The organism is Synergistaceae bacterium, from assembly GCA_031267575.1.
Taxonomy (GTDB): Bacteria; Synergistota; Synergistia; order Synergistales; family Aminobacteriaceae; genus JAIRYN01.
The window spans coordinates 38,289-63,519 of record JAIRYN010000069.1; the positions used below are offsets into that span (position 1 = coordinate 38,289).

The 25,231-nt window shown below is 52.9% G+C and carries 22 protein-coding genes; 5 read left to right on the forward strand and 17 right to left on the reverse strand.

All coding sequences use genetic code 11. The annotated features are described in order from the left end of the window. The first annotated feature begins 5 nt into the window (after positions 1–5). The 5 genes from garR (at position 6) to meaB (ending at position 6,232) form a co-directional block, all read left to right on the forward strand. Entirely contained in the window at positions 6–899 is an 894-nt protein-coding gene (garR, locus tag LBJ36_11335; GenBank protein MDR1379624.1) for a 2-hydroxy-3-oxopropionate reductase, read from the forward strand. Between the two features lie 244 nt (positions 900–1,143). Beyond that, the gene (locus tag LBJ36_11340; GenBank protein MDR1379625.1) at positions 1,144–3,096 is read left to right on the forward strand and encodes a hypothetical protein; all 1,953 of its coding nucleotides are present in this window, start codon (positions 1,144–1,146) and stop codon (positions 3,094–3,096) included. A 21-nt stretch (positions 3,097–3,117) separates the two neighbouring features. Beyond that, on the forward strand, positions 3,118–4,791 hold the full coding sequence (locus LBJ36_11345; GenBank protein MDR1379626.1) for a methylmalonyl-CoA mutase family protein: 1,674 nt from the start codon (positions 3,118–3,120) through the stop codon (positions 4,789–4,791). Between the two features lie 31 nt (positions 4,792–4,822). Then, positions 4,823–5,227: a cobalamin B12-binding domain-containing protein gene (locus tag LBJ36_11350; GenBank protein MDR1379627.1), complete on the forward strand. Its 405-nt coding sequence runs from the start codon at positions 4,823–4,825 to the stop codon at positions 5,225–5,227. Positions 5,228–5,269: 42 nt separating this feature from the next. Continuing rightward, entirely contained in the window at positions 5,270–6,232 is a 963-nt protein-coding gene (gene meaB, locus LBJ36_11355) for a methylmalonyl Co-A mutase-associated GTPase MeaB (GenBank protein MDR1379628.1), read from the forward strand. A gap of 617 nt (positions 6,233–6,849) precedes the next feature. Here meaB and dnaB read toward each other — a convergent pair. The 17 genes from dnaB to pgsA all read right to left on the reverse strand — a co-directional run bounded on the left by dnaB (position 6,850) and on the right by pgsA (position 24,341). Next, positions 6,850–8,187 carry a replicative DNA helicase gene (gene dnaB / locus LBJ36_11360; GenBank protein MDR1379629.1) on the reverse strand — a complete coding sequence of 446 codons (1,338 nt, stop codon included), beginning with the start codon at positions 8,185–8,187 and terminating at the stop codon, positions 6,850–6,852. A 10-nt stretch (positions 8,188–8,197) separates the two neighbouring features. After that, the gene (gene rplI / locus LBJ36_11365) at positions 8,198–8,650 is read right to left on the reverse strand and encodes a 50S ribosomal protein L9 (GenBank protein MDR1379630.1); all 453 of its coding nucleotides are present in this window, start codon (positions 8,648–8,650) and stop codon (positions 8,198–8,200) included. A 75-nt stretch (positions 8,651–8,725) separates the two neighbouring features. Continuing rightward, positions 8,726–9,703 (reverse strand): YybS family protein, encoded by a 978-nt coding sequence (locus LBJ36_11370; protein ID MDR1379631.1) that lies wholly within the window; start codon positions 9,701–9,703, stop codon positions 8,726–8,728. Positions 9,704–9,764: 61 nt separating this feature from the next. Then, positions 9,765–10,040, reverse strand: coding sequence for a 30S ribosomal protein S18 (gene rpsR / locus LBJ36_11375; GenBank protein MDR1379632.1), 276 nt, complete (start codon positions 10,038–10,040; stop codon positions 9,765–9,767). Positions 10,041–10,072: 32 nt separating this feature from the next. Beyond that, positions 10,073–10,594 (reverse strand): single-stranded DNA-binding protein, encoded by a 522-nt coding sequence (ssb, locus tag LBJ36_11380; GenBank protein MDR1379633.1) that lies wholly within the window; start codon positions 10,592–10,594, stop codon positions 10,073–10,075. A 35-nt stretch (positions 10,595–10,629) separates the two neighbouring features. Next, positions 10,630–10,911 (reverse strand): 30S ribosomal protein S6, encoded by a 282-nt coding sequence (gene rpsF / locus LBJ36_11385; protein ID MDR1379634.1) that lies wholly within the window; start codon positions 10,909–10,911, stop codon positions 10,630–10,632. A 68-nt stretch (positions 10,912–10,979) separates the two neighbouring features. After that, on the reverse strand, positions 10,980–11,936 hold the full coding sequence (locus LBJ36_11390; GenBank protein ID MDR1379635.1) for an exopolyphosphatase: 957 nt from the start codon (positions 11,934–11,936) through the stop codon (positions 10,980–10,982). Positions 11,937–12,111: 175 nt separating this feature from the next. Further along, complete coding sequence (locus LBJ36_11395) at positions 12,112–13,695, reverse strand: M20/M25/M40 family metallo-hydrolase (protein MDR1379636.1); 1,584 nt, start codon at positions 13,693–13,695, stop codon at positions 12,112–12,114. A gap of 125 nt (positions 13,696–13,820) precedes the next feature. Continuing rightward, a complete protein-coding gene (locus LBJ36_11400) occupies positions 13,821–14,057 on the reverse strand; it encodes a GIY-YIG nuclease family protein (GenBank protein MDR1379637.1) in 237 nt (78 codons plus the stop codon). A 414-nt stretch (positions 14,058–14,471) separates the two neighbouring features. Then, the gene (locus tag LBJ36_11405; GenBank protein MDR1379638.1) at positions 14,472–15,023 is read right to left on the reverse strand and encodes a manganese efflux pump MntP family protein; all 552 of its coding nucleotides are present in this window, start codon (positions 15,021–15,023) and stop codon (positions 14,472–14,474) included. 28 nt (positions 15,024–15,051) lie between these two features. Continuing rightward, a complete protein-coding gene (locus LBJ36_11410; protein MDR1379639.1) occupies positions 15,052–16,098 on the reverse strand; it encodes an aspartate-semialdehyde dehydrogenase in 1,047 nt (348 codons plus the stop codon). 6 nt (positions 16,099–16,104) lie between these two features. Then, the gene (gene dapA / locus LBJ36_11415) at positions 16,105–16,986 is read right to left on the reverse strand and encodes a 4-hydroxy-tetrahydrodipicolinate synthase (protein MDR1379640.1); all 882 of its coding nucleotides are present in this window, start codon (positions 16,984–16,986) and stop codon (positions 16,105–16,107) included. Between the two features lie 33 nt (positions 16,987–17,019). Further along, entirely contained in the window at positions 17,020–19,629 is a 2,610-nt protein-coding gene (locus LBJ36_11420; GenBank protein MDR1379641.1) for an adenosylcobalamin-dependent ribonucleoside-diphosphate reductase, read from the reverse strand. Between the two features lie 266 nt (positions 19,630–19,895). Continuing rightward, the gene (locus LBJ36_11425) at positions 19,896–21,644 is read right to left on the reverse strand and encodes a hypothetical protein (protein MDR1379642.1); all 1,749 of its coding nucleotides are present in this window, start codon (positions 21,642–21,644) and stop codon (positions 19,896–19,898) included. A 23-nt stretch (positions 21,645–21,667) separates the two neighbouring features. Beyond that, the gene (gene tpiA, locus LBJ36_11430) at positions 21,668–22,483 is read right to left on the reverse strand and encodes a triose-phosphate isomerase (protein MDR1379643.1); all 816 of its coding nucleotides are present in this window, start codon (positions 22,481–22,483) and stop codon (positions 21,668–21,670) included. A 54-nt stretch (positions 22,484–22,537) separates the two neighbouring features. Beyond that, positions 22,538–23,725: a phosphoglycerate kinase gene (locus LBJ36_11435; GenBank protein ID MDR1379644.1), complete on the reverse strand. Its 1,188-nt coding sequence runs from the start codon at positions 23,723–23,725 to the stop codon at positions 22,538–22,540. Positions 23,726–23,753: 28 nt separating this feature from the next. Beyond that, a complete protein-coding gene (gene pgsA, locus LBJ36_11440) occupies positions 23,754–24,341 on the reverse strand; it encodes a CDP-diacylglycerol--glycerol-3-phosphate 3-phosphatidyltransferase (protein MDR1379645.1) in 588 nt (195 codons plus the stop codon). Positions 24,342–25,231 lie beyond the last annotated feature (890 nt).

Consider the following 25,231-nt stretch of genomic DNA (forward strand, 5'->3'; position numbering starts at 1 on the left):
TTGACGTGAGCAAGATCGGCTTTATCGGCTTGGGCATTATGGGAAAACCCATGGCCAAGAATCTCATCAAAGCGGGCTATTCGCTGGTCGTTTTCGATGTTGTGAAAGAGGCGGTCGAGGCGTTAGTCGCAGACGGGGCAACTTGCGCAACCTCTCCTCGTGAGGTGGCGGAGCAGAGCGGTGACGTTATCGTCACTATGCTGCCGAATTCGCCTCATGTCAGGGAAGTCGTCGCGGGTAAGAACGGCGTCGCCGAAGGTTGCCGCAAGGGACAAATCGTCGTGGATATGAGTTCTATCGCTCCTTTGGTCAGCCGTGAACTTTCCACGCTATTGGCTGAGAAAGGGGTCGATATGATCGACGCGCCAGTCAGCGGAGGACAGGAAAAGGCCGAGAAGGGAACCCTCGCCATCATGGTCGGGGGAAAAGAAGCGACGTTCGAGAAGGTTAAACCCATTCTCGAAAAAATGGGCGTAAGCGTCACCTTGGTGGGGGAAAGCGGCGCGGGACAGATCACCAAGTTGGTAAACCAAACAATAGTGGCTGTCAACATCGCCGCCGTCGCCGAGGGAATGAGCCTCGCGGAAAAGGCGGGCGTCGATCCCCGGAAAGTTTTCGAGGCCATCAGAAAAGGGCTTGCAGGTAGCCAGTGTCTTGAAGACAAGGCGCCGCGCATGTTTGAAGGGCATTACGCTCCGGGATTTCGCGTCAATCTGCACATTAAGGACTTAAACAATATTCTGGAGACGGGCCATGCTCTTCATAACTCCATGCCGCTCAGCGCTCAAGTGATGGAAATGATGCAGAATTTGGCCAATAACGGTCACGATACCCTTGATCATGGCGCTCTCGGACTTTACTATGAGAAAATGAACGGCATATCGCTGAAAAAACAATAACCAAAAATGGAAGTTGTAAAATGGAAGTTGTAAATCAGAACTACAACAGCGCTTATGGAATATTTCCGCGAGCTTTGCGAGGTTCAGTTTTTTCTTTGATTTCATAGTCGAAGAAATACTATGTGAAATGTATTTACTCGTTATAAGCAGGCATTAGTACGCTGAAAGGACCGGAGTATGGAAAGGTTGTCCATGCTCCTTATTTTTGTTTACGAGAATCAACGCCCGCAAAAAACGATTCATTGTGTTATCCTATATAGGAAAGTTTTCAAAGACTTTGAACGGGGAGATCAAAACGAAGACCTCAAATTGTGCTTCTATTTTCGTACAGGTTGCGATTGTTATTTATCTTTTTTCCCACGTCGCTTTCCCCGCTTCCGCGGCGGAGTTGCCCCGTGCTCAGTTGGACGAATCGGAACGTTACTTCACCGAGGCCTACACGCGCCTCTTGAACCGAGATTACTGGGGAGCTTCGGATTATCTGGATCGTGCCTTGAGAGCCAATACTTATCTGGTGGACTACTACCTTCTGAAAGGCCTGGTCATGAACCGGACCGGAGACTACGCTGCGGGACGGGAGGCGCTGGACTACTACCTGGAAGTTCGCCCGATGGACTTTACGGCACCCCGGATACTCTCCTACGCCATTGCGCAACAGCGCGAGCTGCGTAGAATGTTGGGAACCTCCAGCCTCTCCACCCGGTGGCAGTTTTCTTATCCAGATTTTCAAACCGAGTTCGGCTTGGGGTTTTTCAGACCCTTCAGCGTCAAGGGGCTGGGAAAAGCTGACGCTTGGGGAGCGTTTTTGTGCCTGGCGGATACCTTGGGCGACCGGGTAATCTTTTACCAAAAGTCCGCGCGAAGAGTGGAAAGCCTTTCCATAAAACAACCCGTTGCCATGTTGCCCATGGGAGACGATTCTTTTTACGTGGTGACCACCAGCGGGGACATCCACTCCTTCACGGCTATCGAAGGAACCCCCTTATCGCCCGACTACAAAGGAACTGTGGATAACGTTGTGGCGGACGTGACGTTGCTTTCCTCCAACGAGTTCGCGGTGGCGGACCCAGTGGTCCGCGAGACGAGTTTTTACTCATTGACCGACTTGAAGAACACGGGAGCTTGGGCGCCGCCAGAGGATGCTTTGCTCTTCGAGCCTGTGGGACTGGCGGCTTATGGTCCCTGGTTGGCGATAGCGGACCGCGGAAATGGGAAAGTTTATTTTTTTAACGCGGTGAACAGGCGCGACTTTTTTTCCGTCGAGATTCCCCGACCTCGAGACGTCTCCTGGTCCGCCCTAGGGGAACTTTTCGTTATCAACGAGGATGGAAATCTTTTCAGAATCTCTGTTGACTTTCGGGACCGGACGGCCGAGGCTGGCGACCCGATGGAGAGCGGCCTCGAAAACGGATGGACGCTTTTCAGCTCCTCCGACGGAAACGTGTACTGCCTGGATATTGCCGCTTCCACATTATGGAAAGGCATCTCACTTCCTCACGTAAACGCCGCCTTGGGTTTCTTGAACGTTGCTAACCCCAGGATTACTCGGGAACAGAACAGGGAAAGTTTCATTCTGGACGCTACTCTCTCGTCGCCATTCCCCATGTACTCAAAAAGGACAACCCTGGTGGTTCACGTCGTTTGGAACAACAGGACGATTCCCTCCTCCGCCGTGTGGCTGGAAGAATCGGAAAGGCAGGAAAAGCAAGAAAAAAATCCGGAATTTCTGGTGTTTCATCGACCCGCGCCTCCGGGAATCCTTTCCTCTTCCCTGAACGGGCTGCTGGTGGAAAATGGGACGGACGTGCGGATAGCCCTGCCCTCACTCTGGACTACGCAAAGGAACGGACTGACGAATGTCCTCGTGGACACCTCCATCATTTTCACTCAGGATGAGCTGGACGCTTTGGCTCTTTTCTGTCTGAACAACGGGGTAGAGTTGGATCTATGGGCGCGTACCGCTCCCTCGGTGGAGTTGACCCGAGCTGCCGCGCTCACGGGAGGCAGAATCGTTTTTTCCTTGGTCAACACGCCGGCTTTGAGCCCTCCTCAGAATAAATTACAAATACGTATTCCCCTACCCCAGGAACTATCGTCTTCAGGCTATCCGAGCCGTTCCACGCTCACGACCTACCTGGATGTGGGGCTGATGAACACGAGAGATTGGATCCCCTTGTGGCCCGACTTGTTGGAATAATATATTAAGGAGGTTTTTAAGGTGCGTGATTCGAATTTTGAGGAAGCGAAGTCGCGCTATGAGAGCGTAGTGGCTAAGACGCTGCAACGGAACGCGGAGCGGCGGTCGGAGTTCACGACGGGAGGAGGGATTCCCCTTGAAAGATTGTACGACCCCGAATCCCTGGGAGATCAAGGTTACACCGATCACATCGGGTTTCCGGGAGAATATCCCTTTACCCGAGGAGTGCAACCCACCATGTACCGCGGGCGTTTTTGGACGATGCGCCAGTACGCGGGTTTCGCCACGGCGGAGGAGTCCAACGCGCGTTATCGTTATCTTTTGGAGCGAGGCACCACAGGGCTCTCCGTCGCTTTTGACCTGCCGACCCAGATCGGGTACGACACGGACCACCACATGGCCGCGGGCGAGTGCGGCAAAGTGGGGGTGGCCATCGACAGCCTAGCTGACATGGAGGTTCTCTTCGACAAAATCCCCTTGGACAAGGTCTCCACTTCGATGACCATCAACGCGCCGGCCGCGGTGCTGCTGGCGATGTATATCTGCGTAGGGGAAAAACAGGGAGTGCAAGCGAGTCAGCTTTCGGGGACCATCCAAAACGACATTCTGAAAGAGTACATCGCGCGAGGCACCTATATTTTCCCACCCCATCCCTCCATGCGCCTCATCACGGATATTTTTGACTTCTGCGGCCGCGAGGTACCTAAGTGGAACACGATCTCCATCTCTGGCTACCACATTCGTGAGGCGGGGAGCACCGCGACTCAAGAGGTGGCGTTCACTCTGGCGGACGGCATCGCCTACGCCGAGGCGGCGCGACGCAAGGGACTCGACCCCGACCAATTTGGCGAGCGTTTATCCTTCTTCTTCAACGCCCACAACGATTTCCTCGAAGAGGTGGCGAAGTACCGCGCCGCGCGGCGTCTGTGGGCGCGCATCATGAAGGACCGCTTTGGCGCCACGAATCCCAAGGCCCAGATGTTGCGTTTCCACACGCAAACGGCGGGCTGTACCCTGACGGCTCAACAACCGGAAAACAACATCATCCGGGTGACGCTACAAGCGCTGGCCGCCGTCCTAGGAGGTACCCAGTCGCTGCACACCAACAGCATGGATGAGGCCCTAGCGCTGCCCAATGAGAAGAGTGTGGAAATCGCGCTGCGTACCCAACAGGTCATCGCCTACGAGAGCGGCGTGACCAACACCGTGGATCCCTTGGGGGGCAGCTACGTCATTGAAAAGCTGACCGACGAAATCGAGGCAGGCGCTGCGGAGTACATCCAAAAGATCGACGATATGGGTGGGATGCTGGCCGCTATCGAAAAGGGATATCCGCAAAAGCAGATCCAGGACGCGGCCTACGATTACCAGAAGTCCATCGAGTCCAACAACACGGTCGTGGTGGGTGTCAACAAGTTCCAAAGCCGAGAAGCTGACACTTCCAACCGAAAACTTTTGCGGGTGGACGCTTCCGTGGAGGAACGCCAGGTGGAGAAGCTCAAAAAGCTTCGCCAGGAGCGGGACAATGTGGCTGTCAATGAACGTCTGGAAAACATTCGCCAGGGGGCGCGAGACGAAAAAGTGAACCTGATGCCGCTGATTCTGGACGCGGTGCGCGCATACGCCACGGAAGGCGAGATCTGTGGTGTTTTGCGCGAGGAATTCGGCGAATATGTCGAGAACATCGTTCTCTAAGAATTTTTAGGGCAGGGGGAGTGGATTACTCATGTCGGAGAAGAAAATTCGCGTGGTCATAGCAAAGCCCGGCCTGGACGGGCATGATCGAGGCGCAAAAGTGATAGCCCGCGCGCTGCGGGACGCGGGAATGGAGATCATCTACACGGGGCTGCGGCAGACGCCGGAGCAGATCGTGACGACCGCCATCCAAGAGGACGCCGACGCCATCGGGATTAGCATTCTTTCGGGGGCTCACCAGTTTTACTTCAAGCGAGTCATCGACCTTCTGAAAGAAAAGAACGCCTCGGACATTTTGGTCTTCGGCGGGGGCGTCATTCCAGAAGGAGATGTTCCTTCGCTTCTGGAAATGGGGGCGGGGGCTATTTTCGGGCCCGGCACACCCACCTCCACGACGATCGAGTGGCTTGAAAAAGCCGTCGCGGTAAAAGGCTGAGCGGTAAAAGGCTGAGTGGAAGTTTTCGTTACGACTCAGAGTTTGGAGGGTTCCGTGCATCCGTTGACCGAAAAAGCGTTGAACGGCGACGCGCGTTCCATTGCTCGCCTGATTTCAATAGCCGAAAACCGAGGTGTTGGCCCGACTTCCCAGGGAAAAACCGAAGGAGAAATCGCGGCCTTGATGAAGGAGCTTTACCCTCACACAGGCAAGGCCTGGGTGATTGGCGTGACGGGAAGCCCCGGAGCGGGTAAGAGCACTCTCACCGACAAGCTAATCGAGTACTTCCGCGCGACGGGCTCCAAAGTGGGTGTTCTGGCCGTGGACCCGTCCAGCCCCTACACAGGTGGCGCTATCCTGGCGGACAGGCTCCGTATGCAGCGCCACACGGACGACAGCGGCGTGTTTATGCGGAGCTTGGCCACCCGAGGCTCTCTGGGCGGTCTGAGCCGGGGTACCCGGGAGGCGACCTCGATTTTGGACGCCTGTGGCTTCGATGTGGTGCTCATTGAGACCGTGGGAGTAGGGCAATCCGAGATAGATGTCATGCGTGTGGCGGACACGGTCTGTGTGGTTCTGGTCCCCGGCCTGGGGGACGATATTCAGGCCATGAAAGCCGGAATTATGGAAATCGCCGATATCTTCGTCATCAACAAATCGGACAAGCCGGGAGCCGACCGAGTGGTCAACGAAGTACGGGCCGTCTTGGACTTCTTGAAGGGCCGGGAGTGGATGCCACCCATCGCCCGAACGGTGGCGGAAACAGGCGAGGGCGTGCCGGAGCTGGGCGAGAACCTGCGCGCCCATCGAGAGTACGCGCAAAAAGGCGAAGCCGGGAAAACGCGGGAACGGGATCGTTTGAGTTCCAAGATAGAAGATATCTTATTGGAACGCCTTTCTGCGTCTGTCTTCCGGCTTTGGGAGTCGCGACGGTCCGAAATCCTCCAGGATGTTCTGGATCGCAAGCTCGACCCTTACTCAGCAGCGGAGATGCTTCTGCCATAGTATGATTTCGTTATCTTTTGGGTCGTTGGCTTGAGTGAAAAAGTCACTGCAACTTTTGCTGAATAAATGTCATCATAAAAAATAGTACAGTACAAGCGAAAGGAAAAAGCGGAAGGGAAATTTTGTTTTTTTATTATCAGCATTTGTTTTTTGAATAATTTAGACCGTCGCGTTTATAATTTTTGCGGCGGTTTTTATTTTTTCTTTTTGAAAGTACATTCCATTTATTCCATTTATTCCATTTTTCCCAAAAACAGGGCATTGCCATTTATGATAAAGCGATGAGAAAGCCAACGGCTTCAGCCGTTGAATGAGATTGAATGAGAATCGCAACGCCGCTGTTGGCAGCGTTTGTTTTGTATTTGGTTTCTTGCCATATGTCTACTTTCATGTTAAACTTCTTTTATGTTAAACTCCTTTTATGGCTTATCAACGCGAGATGCGGGGCGGAACACGACCGGGATACCAATCGGGATATCAATGCGGCTGTAAATATTCTCAGAGTGGGGGCATCCACTCTTAAAGGAAAAGACGTAAGACCAGTTTCAGTCGGCTGTCTTTGTCGATCTTAGAATCCCAACAACTTTAGTCGTGGGAATATGTTAATCTAACTTTAACTACATGCTCGTGGCGTTGAAAAACCGGGTGAATTCCCTTTTGAAGATAAGGCGGATTTCGTTGGTGGGACCGTTGCGATTTTTGGACAAGGTCAAAAAAGCCTCACTGTCCAGGTCAGGGTTGACCGCGCCGTCATAGTAATCGGGCCGATAGAGCAACATAACCGTATCTGCGTCTTGCTCGATCGCGCCAGAGTCCCGCAGATCAGAAAGCACCGGTTTTTTCTCCGGTCGCTGTTCCACGGCTCTGGAAAGCTGGGACAAGGCGATGACGGGACACTGCAACTCTCTGGCTACCCCTTTGAGCATACGGGAAATCTCCGCGACTTCCTGCTGTTTGTTATCCGTGGGACGCCCGCCAAAACTCATCAGTTGGAGGTAGTCCACGATAATCAAACCTAAAGTCGGATATCGCGCCTTAAAACGGCGGCACCGGGAACGAAATTCCATCGTCGAGAGCATGGAGCTATCGTCGATGTAAATCGGGGCCTTCGCTAACCTCCCCGCCGCGGCCATCAGCTCGTCCCACTCGGATTTACCCATGACTCCCGTCCGCATGGCGTGAATGTTGATTTGCGCCTCGGAGCCCAACATCCTTTGGACCAATTGGTCACTGGACATTTCGAGGCTGAAGATCAAAATGCAATCCCCCGTTCGTCCACCTCCAAACTGGGCGACATTCAGAGCGAGCGCCGTCTTTCCCATCGACGGCCGCGCAGCGATGATGTTAAGGCTGCCCGGTTGAAAACCTCCCGTCAAGAGATCCAGATCCGTGAATCCCGAATCAAAACCGCTGACCTTCGCGCCGCTACGTCGGTATTGTTCTTCGATTTTAGCGAAAGTTCCACCTAAAATTTCGCGAACGGGCCTGAAGTCCACTTTATTGTTGTTTTGGGTGACCTCAAAAACCGCGCGCTCCGCCTCGTCCAGGGCCATAGCATTGTCCATGTCTGTCGCGTAGCCCAGACGTACAATCTGGTTGCCGGCCTCAATTAGGCGGCGGCGGATGGATTTTTCCTTGACAATGCTGGCGTGGTATTCGATGTTGGCCGTCGTGGGCACCTCGGCCACGAGAGAGGAAAAAAAGGACTGTCCTCCCAATTTTTCATAAAGACCCCGCTTCGCCAGTTCCTCGCCCAAAGTTACCAGTTCAACGGGACGATTCGCCCCAAACATGTCGGCCATGATCTCGAAGGCGGCCCTATGATTCATATCGTAAAAATCATCAGGGATCAGGACTTCCACGGCACTACCTAGTGCTTCTTGTTCCAGCAGACAAGCGCCTAAAACCGCCCGTTCGGCCCCCGTGTTCTGGGGGGCTACACGATCGTACATCATCGCCACAGCGTTAAGCGCTCTGGTTTTCTACGAACAGCGTCATCTCCGCTTGTACCCCCGCGTAAAGGCGAACGGAGATCCTGTAACTTCCCGGCTGTTTCACCGGCTCAGATAATTTGATGTGTCGTTTATCGACATCGAGCCCATATTGCGCTTTCAGGGCTTCGGCAATTTGCACGACCGTGACGCTTCCAAACAGTTTTCCGCTTTCCCCCACACTCGCGAGAACCCGAACTCCTTTGCCTTGAAGACGTTTTTTATCCTCTTCGGAGGCGTGACGTTCTTTTTCCTCTTTGGCTTTCCTGTTCTGTTGCCGGTTTTTCATATCCGCGATTTTACCCTCAGTGGCTTCCTCAGCCAGATCTCGCGAAAACAGGAAGTTACGCGCATATCCGTTGCTGACGTCCAGAAGTTGTCCTGCTTTGCCTACTTTATTGACGTCCTTCTTCAAAATGACCTGCATATCGAATCTTCCTTCCGTTTTTCCTTCCGTTTTTCCTTCCGTTTTTCTTTCCGTTTTGCTTTTCCTGTTTCATGTTTATTTTCTTTTTTTCGTCCTGAAATCGAAACAAATGTCCCCCACTCCCAGGGCGATGACCCACATTCCCAAAACGGGCAGACAAAGAAGCGAGACAATCAGACCCCGCAAAAGGACATGTACCGCGCGCTTCGTGAGCCACCACCAAATGAGGGATATCCCCTGCAAAAAGAAAAACATGTTGACCAGGAACTTCAGGTTGAGGCTCAACATAATCGCAAGAGGCCATTCCTCCGCAACAACGGAAAGAATGAACGCGCAGAGCAAAGCCCAGAATAAACTCCCGGAAAAACGCCACGTTCCCAGGGGAGGCAGGGCAGGCAACATCACCGCGCGTCTTCGTTGCAAAGTTTCGCACAACCGATAGTTAAGAAACGAGTCGACCATCGACAAAAAAATGACAAAAGAAGGCGTCATATAGGAAATGAGCGTTATCGTCCGCTCCACCAAGTCGGTCAAAGGCGCCACGTCCTGCCCTAATCCCCCTGAGTACGTCTGCACCAACAAAACGCGCAACGCGCTAACGTCCACCATAACAGGATGTTTTCCCGTCAGTTTGACGAATAAGGCCATGAAGATGATTTTAGATACAATGGAAGTTACTGTACAGAAAAGCAGACCTTCGCCCCCGCTTTTGACCTTGCCCAAAGGTAGCGTCAATCCGAAACATAAAAACCCCTGGGTCACCAAAAAATAGCTAAAAACCCAGGGCCCCATAAAATACAACAAAAATATCGCGGCGCCCAAAAGCCCCGCGGTCATCCATATTTTATTTTCTTGTACCCCTAAAAGGGCAAGGGGCGTCGGAGAAAACAAAAAAGCCGCTATACCCAAGAGAGGAACAAAAGAGGCGGCGCAAAAAAGCACCGTGGATGCGGATGATAACAAAAAGCACCGCACAAGAGACGTCGTCGAAATAACTATTTTGCGAGATTTATTCGGTCCCTCCATAGTTCCTCCCCACGTATAACGATACAAAAGCGGGGAGATGCCCCCTCGGAGCCTCCCCCACCCAAAACAAACCTCCAAACGGACGGCGTCAATCTAAAGAGTAAGGGAGCAACGCCATATATCTGGCTCTCTTGATGGCCTCCGTCAAAAGCCTTTGATGCTTTGCGCAGTTTCCCGTTACGCGGCGAGGGACAATTTTACCCCGCTCACTGATATACTTGCGCAACTTATCCACATCTTTATAATCGACTTTTTCCTGCTTATCCGCGCAGTAAAAACAAAACTTCGGGCGTCGCCTGGGGCCGCCTCTTCGCATCCCTCCGCGAGGACCTCCCGTCCCTCCGCCCGGTCTTCCTTCATTCATCTTTTTCAAGCCTCCTGCATCACATCATCTAGCTAAAATGGGATTTCGGTTTCTCCTTCGTCGCTCTCTCCCATTTCGGAAAAGTCCATAGGGAACTCGTTGCCGAAACCCTTCTCCCGTATACTTTTTCCAAAATCCGCGTCATTGCTCACAGGGCGAGCTACACCCCCAGTATCTGCAGGCGCTCCAGCAAACTCCCCCGCGGTATCAGAGGTCTGTTTAGGGCCTACAAACTGAACGTTATCCGCCATTACGTCCGTAGCGTATTTCTTACCGCTGCCGTCACGGGCTTCATAAGCGCGAACTTTGATTTTGCCTTCGACCAACACCGCGCTTCCTTTTTTCAGATAGCGTCCACAATGCTCTCCCAACGGTCCCCAGGTCGTTACGGGAATAAAATCTACGCTTTCTTCGTATTCTCCGTTTTTGTTTTTCCGCGAAAAATTTACCGCTACAGTAAAACGCGCCCAGGCTCGTTTATCCACCGTGTAGCGGACCTCAGGATCCCGAGCTAGGTTTCCCATCAAAATGACTTTGTTGAATCCCCTGGCCATCGAATCTTTCTCCTTCTCATGTCTCCCGGCGCAAGTTACTCGTCCCGCAAAATAACCATCTGACGATAAATATTGCTCCGTAAACCGAGTACACGTCTTAGCTCGAAAGTTTGCTCCGGTTCTAAGTCAAAATTAAAGAGCGCGTAAATACCTTTCGTTTTCTTCTGAATGGGGTAAGCCAATTCTTTTTTTCCCCACGGTTCGACCTTGGTAACTGCGCCGCCAAGGTTGCGTATGACTTCTTCGACCTTTTCAATCTCTTCTTTCGGCTCTTCGAGTTCGGCACTCATCAGAACCAACATTTCATAATGCCGCACACTCTACACCTCCTCCCTATGGTCTAATGGCCTTTCCTTTTTTCAGAAAAGGCAGGGTAAACAATCGCCTAAAATTCTTCCAGTCCAGCAATGTTCAACATTTGCCAGTTGCGGGCGTTGATCTCCTCGACGATCTCTTTCAAGATTCTGTCGACCTCCACGTAAGGAACCTGACATGTTCCTACCCTCCGGTGCCCGCCTCCGCCGTACTTCAACATGAGTTTCCCCACATCCACAGTGGCAGTGCGGTTGAGGATGCTGTATCCTACCGAAAACACACAAAACTGCTTTTCCCGACCATCAAAAACGCGGACCGAAACGTTTTGATCGGGGAAAAGCGCGTAGATCACGTGGCGATTGCCCACGTAAGTCTCCTCTATTCCTCTCAAGTCGGTGATAACGGCCGCGCCATCTGCCCAAGAATTGTCTTTCATCATCTTATGGAAGGGTTCTTTATGCTCGCCATAAAGACGCACACGTTCCTGCAGATCTTCCAACCACATGATTTCCTCGATTTCCATTGTACGGAGGTAATCAATCAAACAGTCCATCAGTTGATAATTAGAGATGCGAAAATCCCTATACCGCCCAAACCCCGTCCTTGGGTCCATAATGAAAGAAAGTAACACCATACCTTCGGGGTTGAGCACCTCTTCACGGGTAAAATGAGCCGAATCGCACTTGTCCGCTTCCACGACCACCTGCTTGAAACGCGCCAAACGACCTTTCGCGCCCCCATAGTACTCGTAAATCACACGAGCGCAACTAGGCGCTGGCCACGAAGCCCCTACGTACTTGAACTGATACATAAGTCCTCTGGCGTCTTCACTAGTATGATGGTCGAACCACATGCCGCATCCCGGGGCGTAAGGAACATTCACCAAGATATCCTCGTTTGTTACTTCTATTACGCCATCTTGAATATCTTTAGGGTGTACAAATTTTTTTCCTTCAAAAAGATCCAGTTCCTTAAGCAACACGGCACACATCAAACCGTCGAAATCGGATCGGGTTAGAAGTCGCATCCCCTCTCACCTCCGCAAAAATGAACCCTACCCTATAGCGCGTGTATTGTAACGCATAATGCCTCTTAACGAAAGAGCGTTCTTCAGATTTGGACGCAAATTTGGACGCAAATTCAGACACAAAACTCTGTCCGGCGTCACCAAAAAACGACCCCTTACAAACTCGACAAACTCGTCACTGATCAAGATAATGGCGTAAGACCGACGCGACGAATTTCTTCAACACAGAAGGCAGCACATTGAAGGAGTAATTCAGTTCCACCCTTTCCGTGATTTTGTGGGAATCTTTGCCGATCGGACCCAGAACGACACCAGGAATGTCTATTTTTCTCAGGTCCGCTAGAGGCAGGCCGTAGTTTTTCCCCCATAATGGAGTATTGGCTGCCAGAGGCGTCAGTTCCTCGGCGTCGCCTTGAAATCCCGTGAAGCTTAAGTCAGTAATGCCTTGAAAGATTTCCACCTCCGTAAGATCGAACCCTCGGCGCCTCAGATCTTCGCTCACGACAAACGCCCCACGACGCACCGCCCGCTCGCCTATCCGCTCGTTCCGGTTGACGCGAGGCGGATAGAAGGGAGGAATAAAACCCACCACCACCAGAGGCCCCTTCTCCCCCGTCATGTCCAGGGCTAGGGATAAAAACTCGATGTTACGCTCTCGCTCGTCTTCCGCCTTGATTCGCGGGAGGAGTTCCGCAAAAAGTTTTTTTCTATCACCCGCTATCGTAGATGCCTTGTTTAGTACGTCCTCCACGGTCAATACCCGCGACGCCGTACTTTCACGGCCCACGTGAGCAAGGGCGCCAATCAAGGCCAACGCTGCCTTGCTCTTCATTTCCTCCAAGACCACGGCGGGTGTTTTTTCAATGATAAGGCAATTGTAATAAAGGACGGTACGCTCAGGCAAAGTCACGGCGTAACGGTCGCGGGTGTCCCGCATACGCAGGCAAGACTGGGGCGGGAAAGTTTGAGAGCCCTTGGTCTCAATTGTATCCTTTCCCCCCTCCAGAGAAATATTGAGGTAGGACGCGATCAGAGTGGAATTCAGTCCATCATGATATTCCCCCACGTGACTTTCGCGTCCGACACAAAGATAAAGCGGCATGATCTTCCCGATCGTTCCGTAGTACACCGCCGGAGTCCCCGACTCGAACGTGGGCTCCGTCAGAACACAAAACTCGAAGTCGAGTCCCTCTTTTTCCCGCAACTCCACCAGATGAGGAAGCGATCCCCTCATTCCCGTGGAATCCCCTTCCTCGTCAGGCACAGCCAACAACAGAACGTTGAACTCCAGATCTTCTCGCTGAGCCGCGTAGTCCTCCAACATGCAAAGGTCGAGAGCTAACCCCGCCTTCATGTCCGCGACTCCTCGCCCGAAAAGATAACGTCCCGAATTCAGATCCTCTCGGACGTCTTGGGGCAAGTCGAGGTCTCCGATGCGCTCCGTATACTCCAGCGGGTCAAAAGCCCAAGGGCGAAGGGGACCGCAAACGTCGACGTCCACCACGTCGAAATGCCCCGTCAAAATCACGGTTTTCTTTGTGGGCCGCGCCGCGCGCAATAGAGCGCTTACCGAGAGGCGGCCAAGAAAATCTTTCCCTAACGTCCAAAGGCGCAGATCATCGGGGTAGCTCCGGAAATAATCGAGCCGAGAAAGCCAATCGTGAATAAACCGCGCGCAAAGGTTCTCTCCCTCCTTTGAGCCCGTAATACTGGGAATCGCCACGAGTTCCAGCATCAAAAAATAAGCCCGTTTTCCCATTTCATCGAAAATATTAGGAACAAATTTTCCTTTTAAAAAATTAGAAGACAATCAATCCCCTCCCCCTGTGTCGCAACACCCTGTGTCGCAACGCCGAGCAATCAAACGGCTTTTGGCTGATCGGGTCATTTTCTTGATTTCTCGTTCTCGATTTCTCGTTCTCGCCTCACGGCCTCGTTTTTAGAGGCAAATTCCTCGCTGTACACCAGTGTCAGCGGCAAGCGGGAGCGAGTGTAGCGGCTGCCCTTGTCCATGTTATGGGCGTTAGTCCTTCTTTCGAGATTATCCGTCCAGTCCGTCCAGTCCGTCCAGTCAGCCCAGTCAGCGTAGTCAGCGTAGAACGGAACGTGCCGTCGCCGCAACGAACAATGTAGGCTTAACATACTCCCACGACTAAAGTTGTGGGATTCTAAGATCGACAAAGACAGCCGACTGAAACCGGTCTTACGTCTTCTCCTTTAAGAGTGGATGCCCCCACTCTGAGAATATTTACAGCCGCCTTGATATCCCGATTGATATCCCGGTCGTGTTCGTCGTGTTCCGCCCCACATCTCGCGTTGATAAGCCATAAAAGGAGTTTAACATAAAAGAAGTTTAACATGAAAGTAGACATATGGCAAGAAACCAAATACAAAACAAACGCCGCCATTGGCGGCGTTGCGATTCTCGTCCAAATCTCATCCAACGACATCTCATCCAACGACTTCAGCCGTTGGCTTTCTCATCGCTTTATCGTAACAAGGCAACTCGTGAACCTCTCTAATATTTACGTAGCCTCACGCTCCCATGTGGGCTCTCAGAACGTTGAGGCCAATCAGGCACAAAAGCGCGCCTCCCAGCAGCTCGACCCGTTTCCCCAGCTTGCACCCCACTCGTCGTCCGACCTGCACGCCGCCAAAACAGAGCGCTCCCGTAGCCATCCCCGCCACGGTCGCCAGCCACAACACGGGTTTGCCCACCATAGCGAAACTCGCCCCCACCGCCAAGGCATCAATAGACGTGGCCAGCGCTAGGTACAGCAGCACCGCCAGGCGGGTAGGATCCGCGGAATAGGACTCCGCGGGGGAAAACGAACTATAGATCATATTTCCTCCCACCAGAGTCAAAAGGCCAAAGGCCACCCAATGATCGAAGGACGCGATATAATCCATGCTGTAGACCCCTAAAAACCACCCGATCAAGGGCATGAAAAACTGAAAAATTCCGCAGGCCGTTCCCATACGAACAGCCGCTCCGGAGTTCCCCCCTGTCGCTCCCACACACAAAGCCACGGCAAATGCGTCCATGGCTAGGGATAACGCGGAAACAACGGACTCCCATACAAACATGATCCCGTCCCCCTCTTCTTTTGGCAAGCTACGGAATCATTTTACCTTCCCACACCTTTTCGGCGATCTGAACGGCGTTGGTGGCGGCGCCTTTGCGGATCTGGTCCCCGGATACCCAAAGAACAAGGCCGTTGCGCCCTGGCTCGACGCTTTCGTCGCGTCGGACACGGCCTACGTAAATCAGGTCTTGATCAGAGGCGAAAAGGGGCATCGGGTAGGCCTTGTCGGCGGGCGAATCGATCACCTTCACTCCTGGGGCATTTTCCAGAAGCCTCCGAGCCTCGTCAGGGGAAAGAGGGCGTTCCGTTTCGATTGTTAGAGCCTCGGAGTGGCTGCGCAACACCGGCACGCGCACACAGGTGCAACTGACGCGCAGATCAGGCGCATGCAAAATCTTACGCGACTCGTTCCGCATCTTCAACTCCTCTTTGGTGTAATCTCCCTCCCCAAAAGCGTCGATGTGGGGAATCAGGTTGAAGGCGATCTGGTATTGGAAGGTTAAAGCCTCTAGGGGTTTACCCTGAACGTAATCTCTGACTTGGCGCTCCAGCTCCTCTAGGCCGGCCTTGCCCGCGCCACTCACAGCCTGATAGGTGGACGCCACGACGCGGGTGAGGGTGGCGGCCCGGTGAAGGGGAGCCAAGGGCACCAGCGCGATGATGGTGGAACAGTTGGGGTTCGCGATGATCCCCTTGTGGCGGGCGATGTCCTCCTCGTTCACCTCCGGCACCACCAGAGGAATTTCCGGGTCCATGCGAAACGCGCTGGAGTTGTCGATGACAACAACCCCACTTTGGGCCGCCGCCGGGGCCCATTCTCGGCTGACGTCGCTCTCCACCGCGAAAAGGGCGATGTCGATACCTTCGAAGCTCGATGCGCCGACGGCCTCCACCGGTATATCACCCCCGCGCCACCTGGCGGAGCGTCCTCCTTTGGAAGCCAGAAGTCGCAAGTCTTTCACCAAAGGCTCTTTACCCTGACCCGCACGCCGCAAGTCGAACTCCTCCAGGATTTTGATCATTTCCACGCCAACAGCCCCCGTGGCGCCGAACACAGCAATATTAGCCCCCGACATAGTCAATCAAACCCCCAAGCACTCTTTCATGTCGCCGTTGATTTGGGCCATGCAGTTCTGCGACGCCTCCACCAGGGGCAGACGCATCCGGTTGTCACAATAGCCCAATTTGCTGACGGCATACTTGACCGGCATGGGGCTGGTTTCCATGAACAAGCTTTTCATCAGCGGGAAAAGTTTCAAATGTAAGTCGCGAGCCTCCATCACGCGTCCGGCCAGCGCGGCGCGGACCATGTCAGAGGTCTCCTTGGGGGCGATATTCGAGAGAACGGAGATGAGCCCGCGCCCCCCCGCGTTGATCAGATGAAAAGCCTGGTCGTCATTGCCCGACAGAACCATGAACTCGGGACGCACCCGGCGAAGTTTGCGGATCGTTTCGTCCACCTGAGCCTGGTTGCCAGACGCTTCCTTGATGGCGACGATGTTCCCTACCTCCGCCAGGCGGACCACAGTGTCTGGAAGCAAATTGACCCCCGTGCGCCCCGGCACATTGTACAGAATCATCGGAATCCCCACTCTCTCGGCCACGGATTTAAAATGCTGGAAAAGACCCTCTTGAGACGGCTTGTTGTAATAGGGGGTGACCACCAGAACTCCGTCGGCCCCGAGCTGTTCGGCCCGCGTACTGCTCTCCACGACATGGGGCGTGTTATTGCCCCCCGTTCCAATGACCACGGGAACGCGCCCCTGGGCCCGATCTACGGCGAAGCGGACAATCTCCTCGCGCTCGGCTTCGGTTACGGCGGGACTCTCTCCCGTGGTCCCCAACACCACCAAAAATTCCACCTTTTGGTCAATCTGCCAATCGATGAACCTTCCGAAATTGTGATAATCGACCCCGCCGGTGGTAAACGGGGTAATCAGCGCGGTACCTGTCCCCTGGAACATTCAAATTCCTCCTCGTGTTTTCTGAATCAATCTTTATTTGCACGGGCTATAGCCGCAACTGAAGCAGTACGCGCAGCCGGAGATCATTTCCATAGGAGCTTTGCACTCCGGGCAGGGAGCGCCCCCCTCGTGAGGCGCGGCGGGCGCGTTATCCCGCTCCACCAGTTTTTCCAGCAGCACAGCGATGGCGTCTGGGATGGAGCGCGCCACGTGGGTCTCGTCGAAACCGAACATCCAGTATTCTTTCCCCGAAAGACCCTTTAGCGTGGCGATGAAGTCTTCCAATTTACTTCCGGACCGTAGGCCGATGGAGATGGCCCTGGAAAGGGCCTCGGTCATGGCCTTCAGCTCGGAGCCGCTTTTACCGATAGTAATGAAGATCTCGAAGGGTTCGTCGCCGTCAAAGTTGATCGTAACATAAATACTGCCCCAAGGCGTACTTTCCTTGATCGTCCTGCCAAACACGACCAACCCAGGACGTTCCTTGACCCTACCGGATCCCTCCTTTTCCCCAGCCTCCCCGGCCTTCTTGATCTCGATGGGCTGGTACGAGCGGGAGCCGTCTCGATAGATAGTGATGCCCTTGCAGCCCAGGCGATAACACGCCTCGTAAACGTGGCGGACGTCTTCCACCGAGGAGTTGTTGGGCAAGTTAACTGTCTTGCTGATGCCGGAGTCCACGACGCGGGCAAAAATCCCCATGACATCCACGTGTTGTTCCATTGTGATGTCGTAGGCCGTAACGAAGGTTTTATCCGACAACCGACCGGTTTTTTTGTACTCCTGTCGCTGCTCCTCACTCAGAAACTTGTGCCAAAACTCGCGCATCTCCGTCCCTGAACCGTCCACCTTGGCAATGTGCCGGTTCCAGGACCAGGCGAAGTTGGGCTCGATCCCTGAACTGGCGTCCATAATCATGGAGATAGAACCCGTCGGTGCCACGGAAAGGCGCCGACTATTGCGCATCTGTCCGTGGACGAGGCTATGTAGGATCGCCTTGGACTCCTCGAAGGAATAGCCTCTGTCCGGTTTGCGGAACTCCAGCAATGTGTTGACCAACGTCCGAGGGACGATTTTCGACCGCTGCATCCGGGTCAAGAGCTGGTCGTATTCTTCCTCGGACAAAAGCAGAAACCACTCGTCGCTGAAGATTACGCCCTCGCTGAAAAGAGGCCGAGTCCGCGGCTCTTCGCCTTCCTCGATCTGGCTACGGAAAACGTCAAAAAGATTTCCTACCAGATGGGACTCCGGAAAGGATTGTTTCCCCGCGTCACTTACAATTTGGGCCGTCGCCAAAAGAGCTCCCGTCGAAAGCGCGCTCCCCAGTCTTTCACAATAGGTGTGAAACTCCGGGCTGCCGTAGACAATATCCTGCATGAGAGCTGCATCCGCCAGACCCATGAGTCCGAGTCCCACGGGGCGTATTTTCTTCGTGCGCTCTTCGATGCGTTCTAATGGATAGGAGCAGGCATCGATAACCAAATCCAGGTAGTAGATGGACCTGGCTACCTGATCCGAGAATCCTGCCCAGTCAAAGACCGCATCGTCATTTTGGCTCTCAACGAAGGCCTCCACGTTGATGGAGCCCAGATTACAACTGGTGTAGTTCGGAAGCGGCTGCTCGCCGCAGGGGTTAGTGGACTCGATAGTCCACTCGTCGCTCATTTTGAGCAGATTGTCCTGCTGGGCCTTATCGATGAAAAACACACCGGGGTCACCGCGTTTCCAGGCGCTTTCACAGATGTGCCCCATCAATTTTTTCGCCTTGATGGTCCGCTTCACGGAACCGTCATCCCGAGAAATCAGATCGAAATCCCCATCTTGGGCCGTAGCCTCCATCAGCTTATCAGACACGGCCACAGAGATGTTGAAATAGGAAAGTTTACCGTCCTCGGTCTTGGAGTCGATGAAGCGGAAAATGTCCGGGTGGTTATCGAAAAGCATACCCATGAGGGCCGCCCGGCGTTTCCCGCCCTGGACCACCACCGCTCCCATGGTGTTCCAGGTTTCCATGAAGGAAACGGGGCCGGATGCCTGACCTCCGGTACCTCCGTTGATGGCCGAACCATGTTCGCGCAGCCAACCGAAGTTGCCTCCCACGCCGCCGCCAAACTTGCTGATGACGCTGGCGTCCTTAACGGACTCGAAAATCCCTTCGATGCTGTCGGGCACGTTGATGACGAAACAGGCAAACAACTGCTGGCTTTGGGTACGGGCCTCGTAAAGGCGGGAGTAATCCTCGAAGGTCATGGATTCCACGGGTTTGTAGAGGATGGAGGCGAACTCGGGACGCACGGTGAGGCCCGCCGCGGCGCTGAAAAGACAGGGCGAGTTAAACAGGAAACGCCTGTCGAGAATATCGCTCGCGATGTTTTTCTCCAGGATCTGGAGCCACTCCAGAGACACGGGCGAAGCGTCGAGGTAAAGCGTCTCCGCGCTAGCTATGGTGCGCGCCACGCGTAAGGTAAACTCCTCGAAAGACCGCTCCTTGCGCAGAGTACCGCTCTTTTCATCGTAACGCGAGACGAAATACCTTTGCTCCAGCAGCCACATGGCGTTTTCGGACAAACGGGGCACAGAAGGAGTGTCGAAGGCCCCAAAGGGAAAATGAACGTTAAAACGTTCTTTCAGCGAACGAGTCATAAGGCCACTCCTTTAAATAATAAAAAACGAAAAAATTCATCGGCCGATAACAAAAACGGCCGATGGATATACATCCCGTAATTGTTCAAGCTCAGGAAGGCGGAGCCCGTTCGGCCAAAAACGACCTCACTGCCCCCCCTGAAACCCTCTCAATAAAAACCCTTACCAGGCAAGCATCGAGCAGAAAGAGCTCGAACGGTTATTACGTCCCCATCTTCACATTCTTTATTTTATTCTTTATTTTATTCTTTATTTTATTCTTTATTTTATTCTTTAGGTTCTTCTTCATAATAAGGTTCGTAGAGGTCTTCCGTAGCAGGCCAGTCCGAGTATTCTTCGTAGGTCTCCTCCGTCCCATCCGTCTCCTCCGCGTTGTCGCTTCCAGCCTGGCTTCGCTTTGCGGTCAGGTTTTCCAGCGTTTTCACAATTTTGGGCAGAAGGCGTTTCTCCGAGGGCACATCCGCAGTAAAAATCTCCAGGAAAAACTCCTCCAACGTGGGCGCCCATATTTTGATAAAGCTCATCGGAAGTTCCGCGTCCACAATAGCGTTTACGATCTCCAGATCATCAGGAGTAACGTTTGGGGCAAGAGCGACGATAGCGGCGGCATTTTGCTTCACATACGCCCACGTTGACCCCACGTCGAAAAATCCCATGCCTATACAGTCCTCTTTGAGAAGTTTGGCGCTCTCTGGAGAAAGTTCCGGCGTCTTGCCCAGTTCTTTGGGGTCGGCAATCCCCAGGAAAAAGGTGTCTTTCGAGACGCCCGCCACCAGGGAGGCGGGAAACAACGTAGGATCCACCGTTAAAACCGATTCCCACCCCTCGACCTTCGAAGGCGACATCGGAATGGCTTGGGAGAAGCTCTCATCTTCCAAGATCTTATTCCAAATTCTGGATGCCGCGCCATTCTGGCCCGTGAAGGCTATATACCCCCCCGGCACCCGATTGCCCAAGATCATTGCCTCGTTTCCGTAGGCCAAGGTGACGCTTCCTGTCAAAAAGTCTTCCACATCTTTCTCTGTAATACCTCTTGCCTCCAGGCTTTTGGAAATTCCATTCCACGTTTGGGCAAACTTCGGATAGATCTTCAGATCCGCAATCCTGAAAACGATCCCGCCGGCACCCCCCAGCAACAATTTTCCCCCTCCAGCCAAAAACATCTTCACCGGCGTGATGTTTTTTAAAAAGTGGGATACTATGGCCTCTGAAATATTGATTCCTGAAGAAATGAGGACACTTCCGGGTTTCGAGTTAAAAGCCACCTCATATTCGAGAGGCGCCTTGAACAGGGATAACATAGCATTGACGTCGATGTCTTTCGCTTCTTCTGGGGATTCCTTCTGAACGAGCTTGAAAAGGGTGGGCATATCCATGTGCAGGAAGCTGTAGTCGGAGCTTTTAAAACGCCGCCTGACGACAAGTCGATTCTCTGCTTTTTTCATGGCTTCGAGAGACGCTTCCAGCTCCGCTGGTGAGGACGCCACTACGAGAAGGCCGTCTCTGGCCGTGAGAGCCACTGTTCCATCAAGAAGATAGTAAGGTCCTTCAGCCCCTTGCTGGAGAGTGGGCTGAAACCCTCCCGCGAGCAAAAGCCCCCCCTCGCCCAGAACAAGGGTCACCAAATCTTCAGGCGAGGCCTTGCCCTTGGCAACCCGATCCAACTTCGGCCGAACCGAGTCAGGCATGGAAACGGCGATCTGCTGAAAAAAAGTTCCGTCCTCTATCATTCCGACAAGCAACGCCACCGACTTCGCGGGAATTTGGGACGCCATGTTGGCCATGAGTCTAAACTCTTGAGTATCCTCCTGGGGCAACAAAGATGCCAGCATCTCGATATTGGCTGGTGAAAAAACGTTTCGAAACATTTTGCCCAAGTCGTCGAAACGGGCCGTCAGGTAAAAAGACATAGCAGGCCGAGCGCTTAACGCCGTTTCGGGCTCCAAAGCCCACGAAGCAGAACGTGAAACGAAAATCAGAAGAATCGCGAAAATAACCTTACGAAACTTTGACAATACTAATTCCTCCCTAACGCGATTCATTCGATACCAGCGTAAACTCGGTAAATTTGAAGAAATGATTTCGCCTTTAAAGACGCTCCCCCCACCAGAGCACCGTCGATAGCGTTCATGGAGAGAAGTTCCTTGGCGTTATCCGGCTTGACGCTGCCCCCGTACAGGACCACCGGGGAGCGAGAGACGTTGGTCGTGCTTTCTCCGATCAATTTTTTACTGTAGGCACAGACCTCCTGTGCCTCGGCCGAGGTGGCAGACTTGCCCGTTCCGATGGCCCAAACGGGCTCATACGCGAAAACAATTTTCTCCACTTCAGCGGAACTTCGTCCAGACAGAACGGCGCGCAACTGCCTCGAAACCACATCGAAAGTCTCGTTTCTCTCCCGCTCTTCGAGGGTCTCCCCGTAGCAGAAAACGGGGACGAAAGAGGCGTCCAGGGCGGCTTTGACCTTCTTAGCGATCAGCTCGTCGGATTCGCCGAAGATCGTCCTTCGCTCGCTATGGCCCAAAATCACGTGAGTACAGCCTGCGTCCCTCAGCATGGGAAGGGAGACCTCTCCCGTAAAAGCTCCTTTGGGCTCAAAATAGGCGTTCTGGGCGCCCAGCAGAGGTGTTTTTCCTTCCTTTACTTCCTTTACTTCCTTTAGGGTTTTCGCGGCGCTTTGGGCCGCCACGAGAGATATGAAAGGCGGAAATACAGCCACCTCCAAAGTATCACCCAACGCGGTGAGCAGAGCGGAATTCTCCGAGATCTGGGTGGCGAAGTCTTTGTAAAATTCCTCGGTCTCTCCTTGGGTCATATTCATCTTCCAGTTTCCATAGAGGTAAATTTTTTTCATTTTTATAGGGAGCCTTCTTTCATCCAATCGCCAAAGACACACCGTCGCGCGTCTTTACTTAACTTCGAGGGGGGCCATGCCTGGCAGCTTTTTGCCTTCGCAGTATTCCAAACTGGCTCCCCCGCCCGTGGAGACGTAGGAAACCTTTTGATCGAATCCAAACTGCCTCACGGCGGAGGCTGTATCTCCTCCTCCGATGACGGAAGTGGCCCCAGCTTCCGTGGCTTTGACCACGGCTTCCCCCACTGCGATGGTCCCCGCGGCAAAAAATTTATTTTCAAAGACGCCCATAGGGCCATTCCAGAGGATAGTTTTCGAGCCTACTAAAGCCTCAGCAAAGAGCTTTGCCGTCTCGGGTCCGATATCCAGTCCCATTTTCTCCTCCGGCACTTTGGTACTGTCTGCCGTGATAGTTTCCACTGCATCCAGGCCATCGGCGACGACGCTGTCCACAGGAAGAAGAATCGACACGCCCTTTGCCTTTGCTTTTTCCAGGGTGGTTCGGGCGAAGTCCAGCCGGTCTTCCTCGCAAAGGGATTTTCCGATAGGATACCCCTGAGCCTTCAAAAAGGTGTAGGCCATCCCTCCTCCGATCAGAATGGTTGTGGCTTTGTCCAGCAGGTTTCCCACTACGTCGATCTTGTCGGAGACTTTGGCGCCTCCCAAAATAAGAACGTAGGGCTTGATAGGGGACTCGCTGACAGCGCCCAACATCTCCCCTTCCTTGACGAGAACATCTCCCGCGAAAGACGGCAATACGGACATAATTCCATTGGTAGACGCGTCGGCCCTATGAGAAGCGCTGAAGGCATCCATAACGAAGACGTCGAAAGGCTTACCCAACCGGGCGGAGAAGTCTGGGTCGTTCTCTTGTTCCTCGCCGTAAAAGCGCGCGTTTTCAAGCAGGATCAGATCTCCCTTTGGCAGAGACACCAAGGCTTTTTCGACTTTTTCACCCACGCAGTCGTCGACAAAATGGACTTTTCTACCGTAGGCTTTTTCTACGTCCCCAGCGATCTGTCCCAGGGACATCTCCGGGACAACTTTGCCCTTTGGCCGCCCGAAATGGGAGATTAACGCCACCTTGCCCCCCGCGTCGACGAGCTTGCCAATGGTGGAGACATGAGCGCGAATCCGAGCGTCGTCCGTAACTTTCCCGTTTTTAAAAGGAACGTTGAAGTCGACGCGCACCAGTACTTTTTTGTTCTCAACGTCCTTGATCTCGAATGTCTTGAGCCTCATTGCATACTCCTCCTTCATTTGTTTTTTCTTACTCTTCGATCAGCATTTTCGCGCCGCCGATGAGGTATTCCATACCCGACCAAACGGTGAGGAACATAGCCACCCACATCAACACCATCCCCCCCGGCAGCTTGAGGATCAAAAGACTGACGGCGACGATCTGGAACACGGTTTTGATCTTGCCTCCGCGGGAGGCCGCAATCACCACGCCCTCGGCAGACGCCACCAGCCGTAATCCTGTCACCACGAACTCTCGCGTGATGATCACCACCACAATCCAAGCCGGAATCCGTTGCAGCTCCACCAAGGCCACCATAGCGGCGATGACCAACACCTTGTCCGCCAACGGGTCGATGAATTTGCCCAAGGTCGTCACCAACTTGTGCTTACGGGCAATGTACCCGTCCAAAGAGTCCGTGATGGCGGCTACGATGAACACACTTCCCGCCAAGAGGTCTCCCCAGGAAAGATCTCCCCCGCCTAACTCGGCCAAATAAGGAACGGGGGCGCCACTTCTTAGGGAAAGAAACAACAACACCAAAGGAGCCAGAAACACGCGTACCAAGCTGAGTGTGTTCGGCAAGTTCAGAACCTTGTTTTTTACTTTGGGATTCAAAATTGCGCCTCCCGCAATAAATTGATTGAGTACACCTCTGCGACATACCCGACAAAAATTATAGCCTCAAAATCTCCTTTCAGGTCAAAACGTCAGCTAAAAAGGCATCACACTTCTATCATACCTTCATCCGTACACACATACCTTCATCCATATACATACATCCACATACATACATCCACCTCATGTCCTCAGTGCTCCTTTCTTAAGTAAGTAAGATGGAGGATGTGACGCCTATTCTATCTCAAATTTCTTTGAACCCCAAAACCACATCGAAAAAAATCTATAACCCGGATGCCCATATTTTGGTTGACATACTCCCACGACTAAAGTCATGGGATTGTGAGATCAACAAAGACAGCCGACTGAAACCGCTCTTACGTCTTTTCCTTTAAGAGTGGATGCCCCCACTCTGAGAATATTTACAGCCGCATTAATATCCCGGTCGTGTTCCGCCCCGCATCTCGCCTTGATAAGCCATAAAAGGAGTTTAATATGAAATTAGATATATGACAAGAAACCAAATACAAAACAAACGCCGCCGTTGGCGGCGTTGCGATTTTCATCCAACGGCTGAAACCGTTTGAAACCGTTGGCTTTCTCATCGCTTTATCGTAAAATATGGTATAAAATGTAAGGTATATCGGCGGAGAAAATTGGGATTCTAAATTTTGAGCCAAGGTTTTGATCAAGGTTTTGATCAAGTTACTCTAGGGAGAGAAAGTCATGATTTCAACGCTTGTTTTTCACGTAAAATCGGATATAATAATAAACAAGCAACAAGCAACAAGCAACAAGCAACAAGCAACAAGCAACAAGCAACAAGCATTATCTTCTTAAATTCTTCAAAGCTCTTTGTCTCTTTGATATAATAACTATTGCGGCTTCGT

Bases quoted from the DNA above. Each gene is read 5' to 3' on its own strand.
- LBJ36_11350 (MDR1379627.1), top strand. From the start codon at position 4,823: ATGTCGGAGAAGAAAATTCGCGTGGTCATAGCAAAGCCCGGCCTGGAC.
- dnaB (MDR1379629.1), bottom strand. From the start codon at position 8,187: ATGATGTACGATCGTGTAGCCCCCCAGAACACGGGGGCCGAACGGGCG.
- rplI (MDR1379630.1), bottom strand. From the start codon at position 8,650: ATGCAGGTCATTTTGAAGAAGGACGTCAATAAAGTAGGCAAAGCAGGA.
- rpsR (MDR1379632.1), bottom strand. From the start codon at position 10,040: ATGAATGAAGGAAGACCGGGCGGAGGGACGGGAGGTCCTCGCGGAGGG.
- ssb (MDR1379633.1), bottom strand. From the start codon at position 10,594: ATGGCCAGGGGATTCAACAAAGTCATTTTGATGGGAAACCTAGCTCGG.
- LBJ36_11390 (MDR1379635.1), bottom strand. From the start codon at position 11,936: ATGCGACTTCTAACCCGATCCGATTTCGACGGTTTGATGTGTGCCGTG.
- LBJ36_11395 (MDR1379636.1), bottom strand. From the start codon at position 13,695: ATGGGAAAACGGGCTTATTTTTTGATGCTGGAACTCGTGGCGATTCCC.
- LBJ36_11405 (MDR1379638.1), bottom strand. From the start codon at position 15,023: ATGTTTGTATGGGAGTCCGTTGTTTCCGCGTTATCCCTAGCCATGGAC.
- LBJ36_11410 (MDR1379639.1), bottom strand. From the start codon at position 16,098: ATGTCGGGGGCTAATATTGCTGTGTTCGGCGCCACGGGGGCTGTTGGC.
- dapA (MDR1379640.1), bottom strand. From the start codon at position 16,986: ATGTTCCAGGGGACAGGTACCGCGCTGATTACCCCGTTTACCACCGGC.
- LBJ36_11420 (MDR1379641.1), bottom strand. From the start codon at position 19,629: ATGACTCGTTCGCTGAAAGAACGTTTTAACGTTCATTTTCCCTTTGGG.
- tpiA (MDR1379643.1), bottom strand. From the start codon at position 22,483: ATGAAAAAAATTTACCTCTATGGAAACTGGAAGATGAATATGACCCAA.
- LBJ36_11435 (MDR1379644.1), bottom strand. From the start codon at position 23,725: ATGAGGCTCAAGACATTCGAGATCAAGGACGTTGAGAACAAAAAAGTA.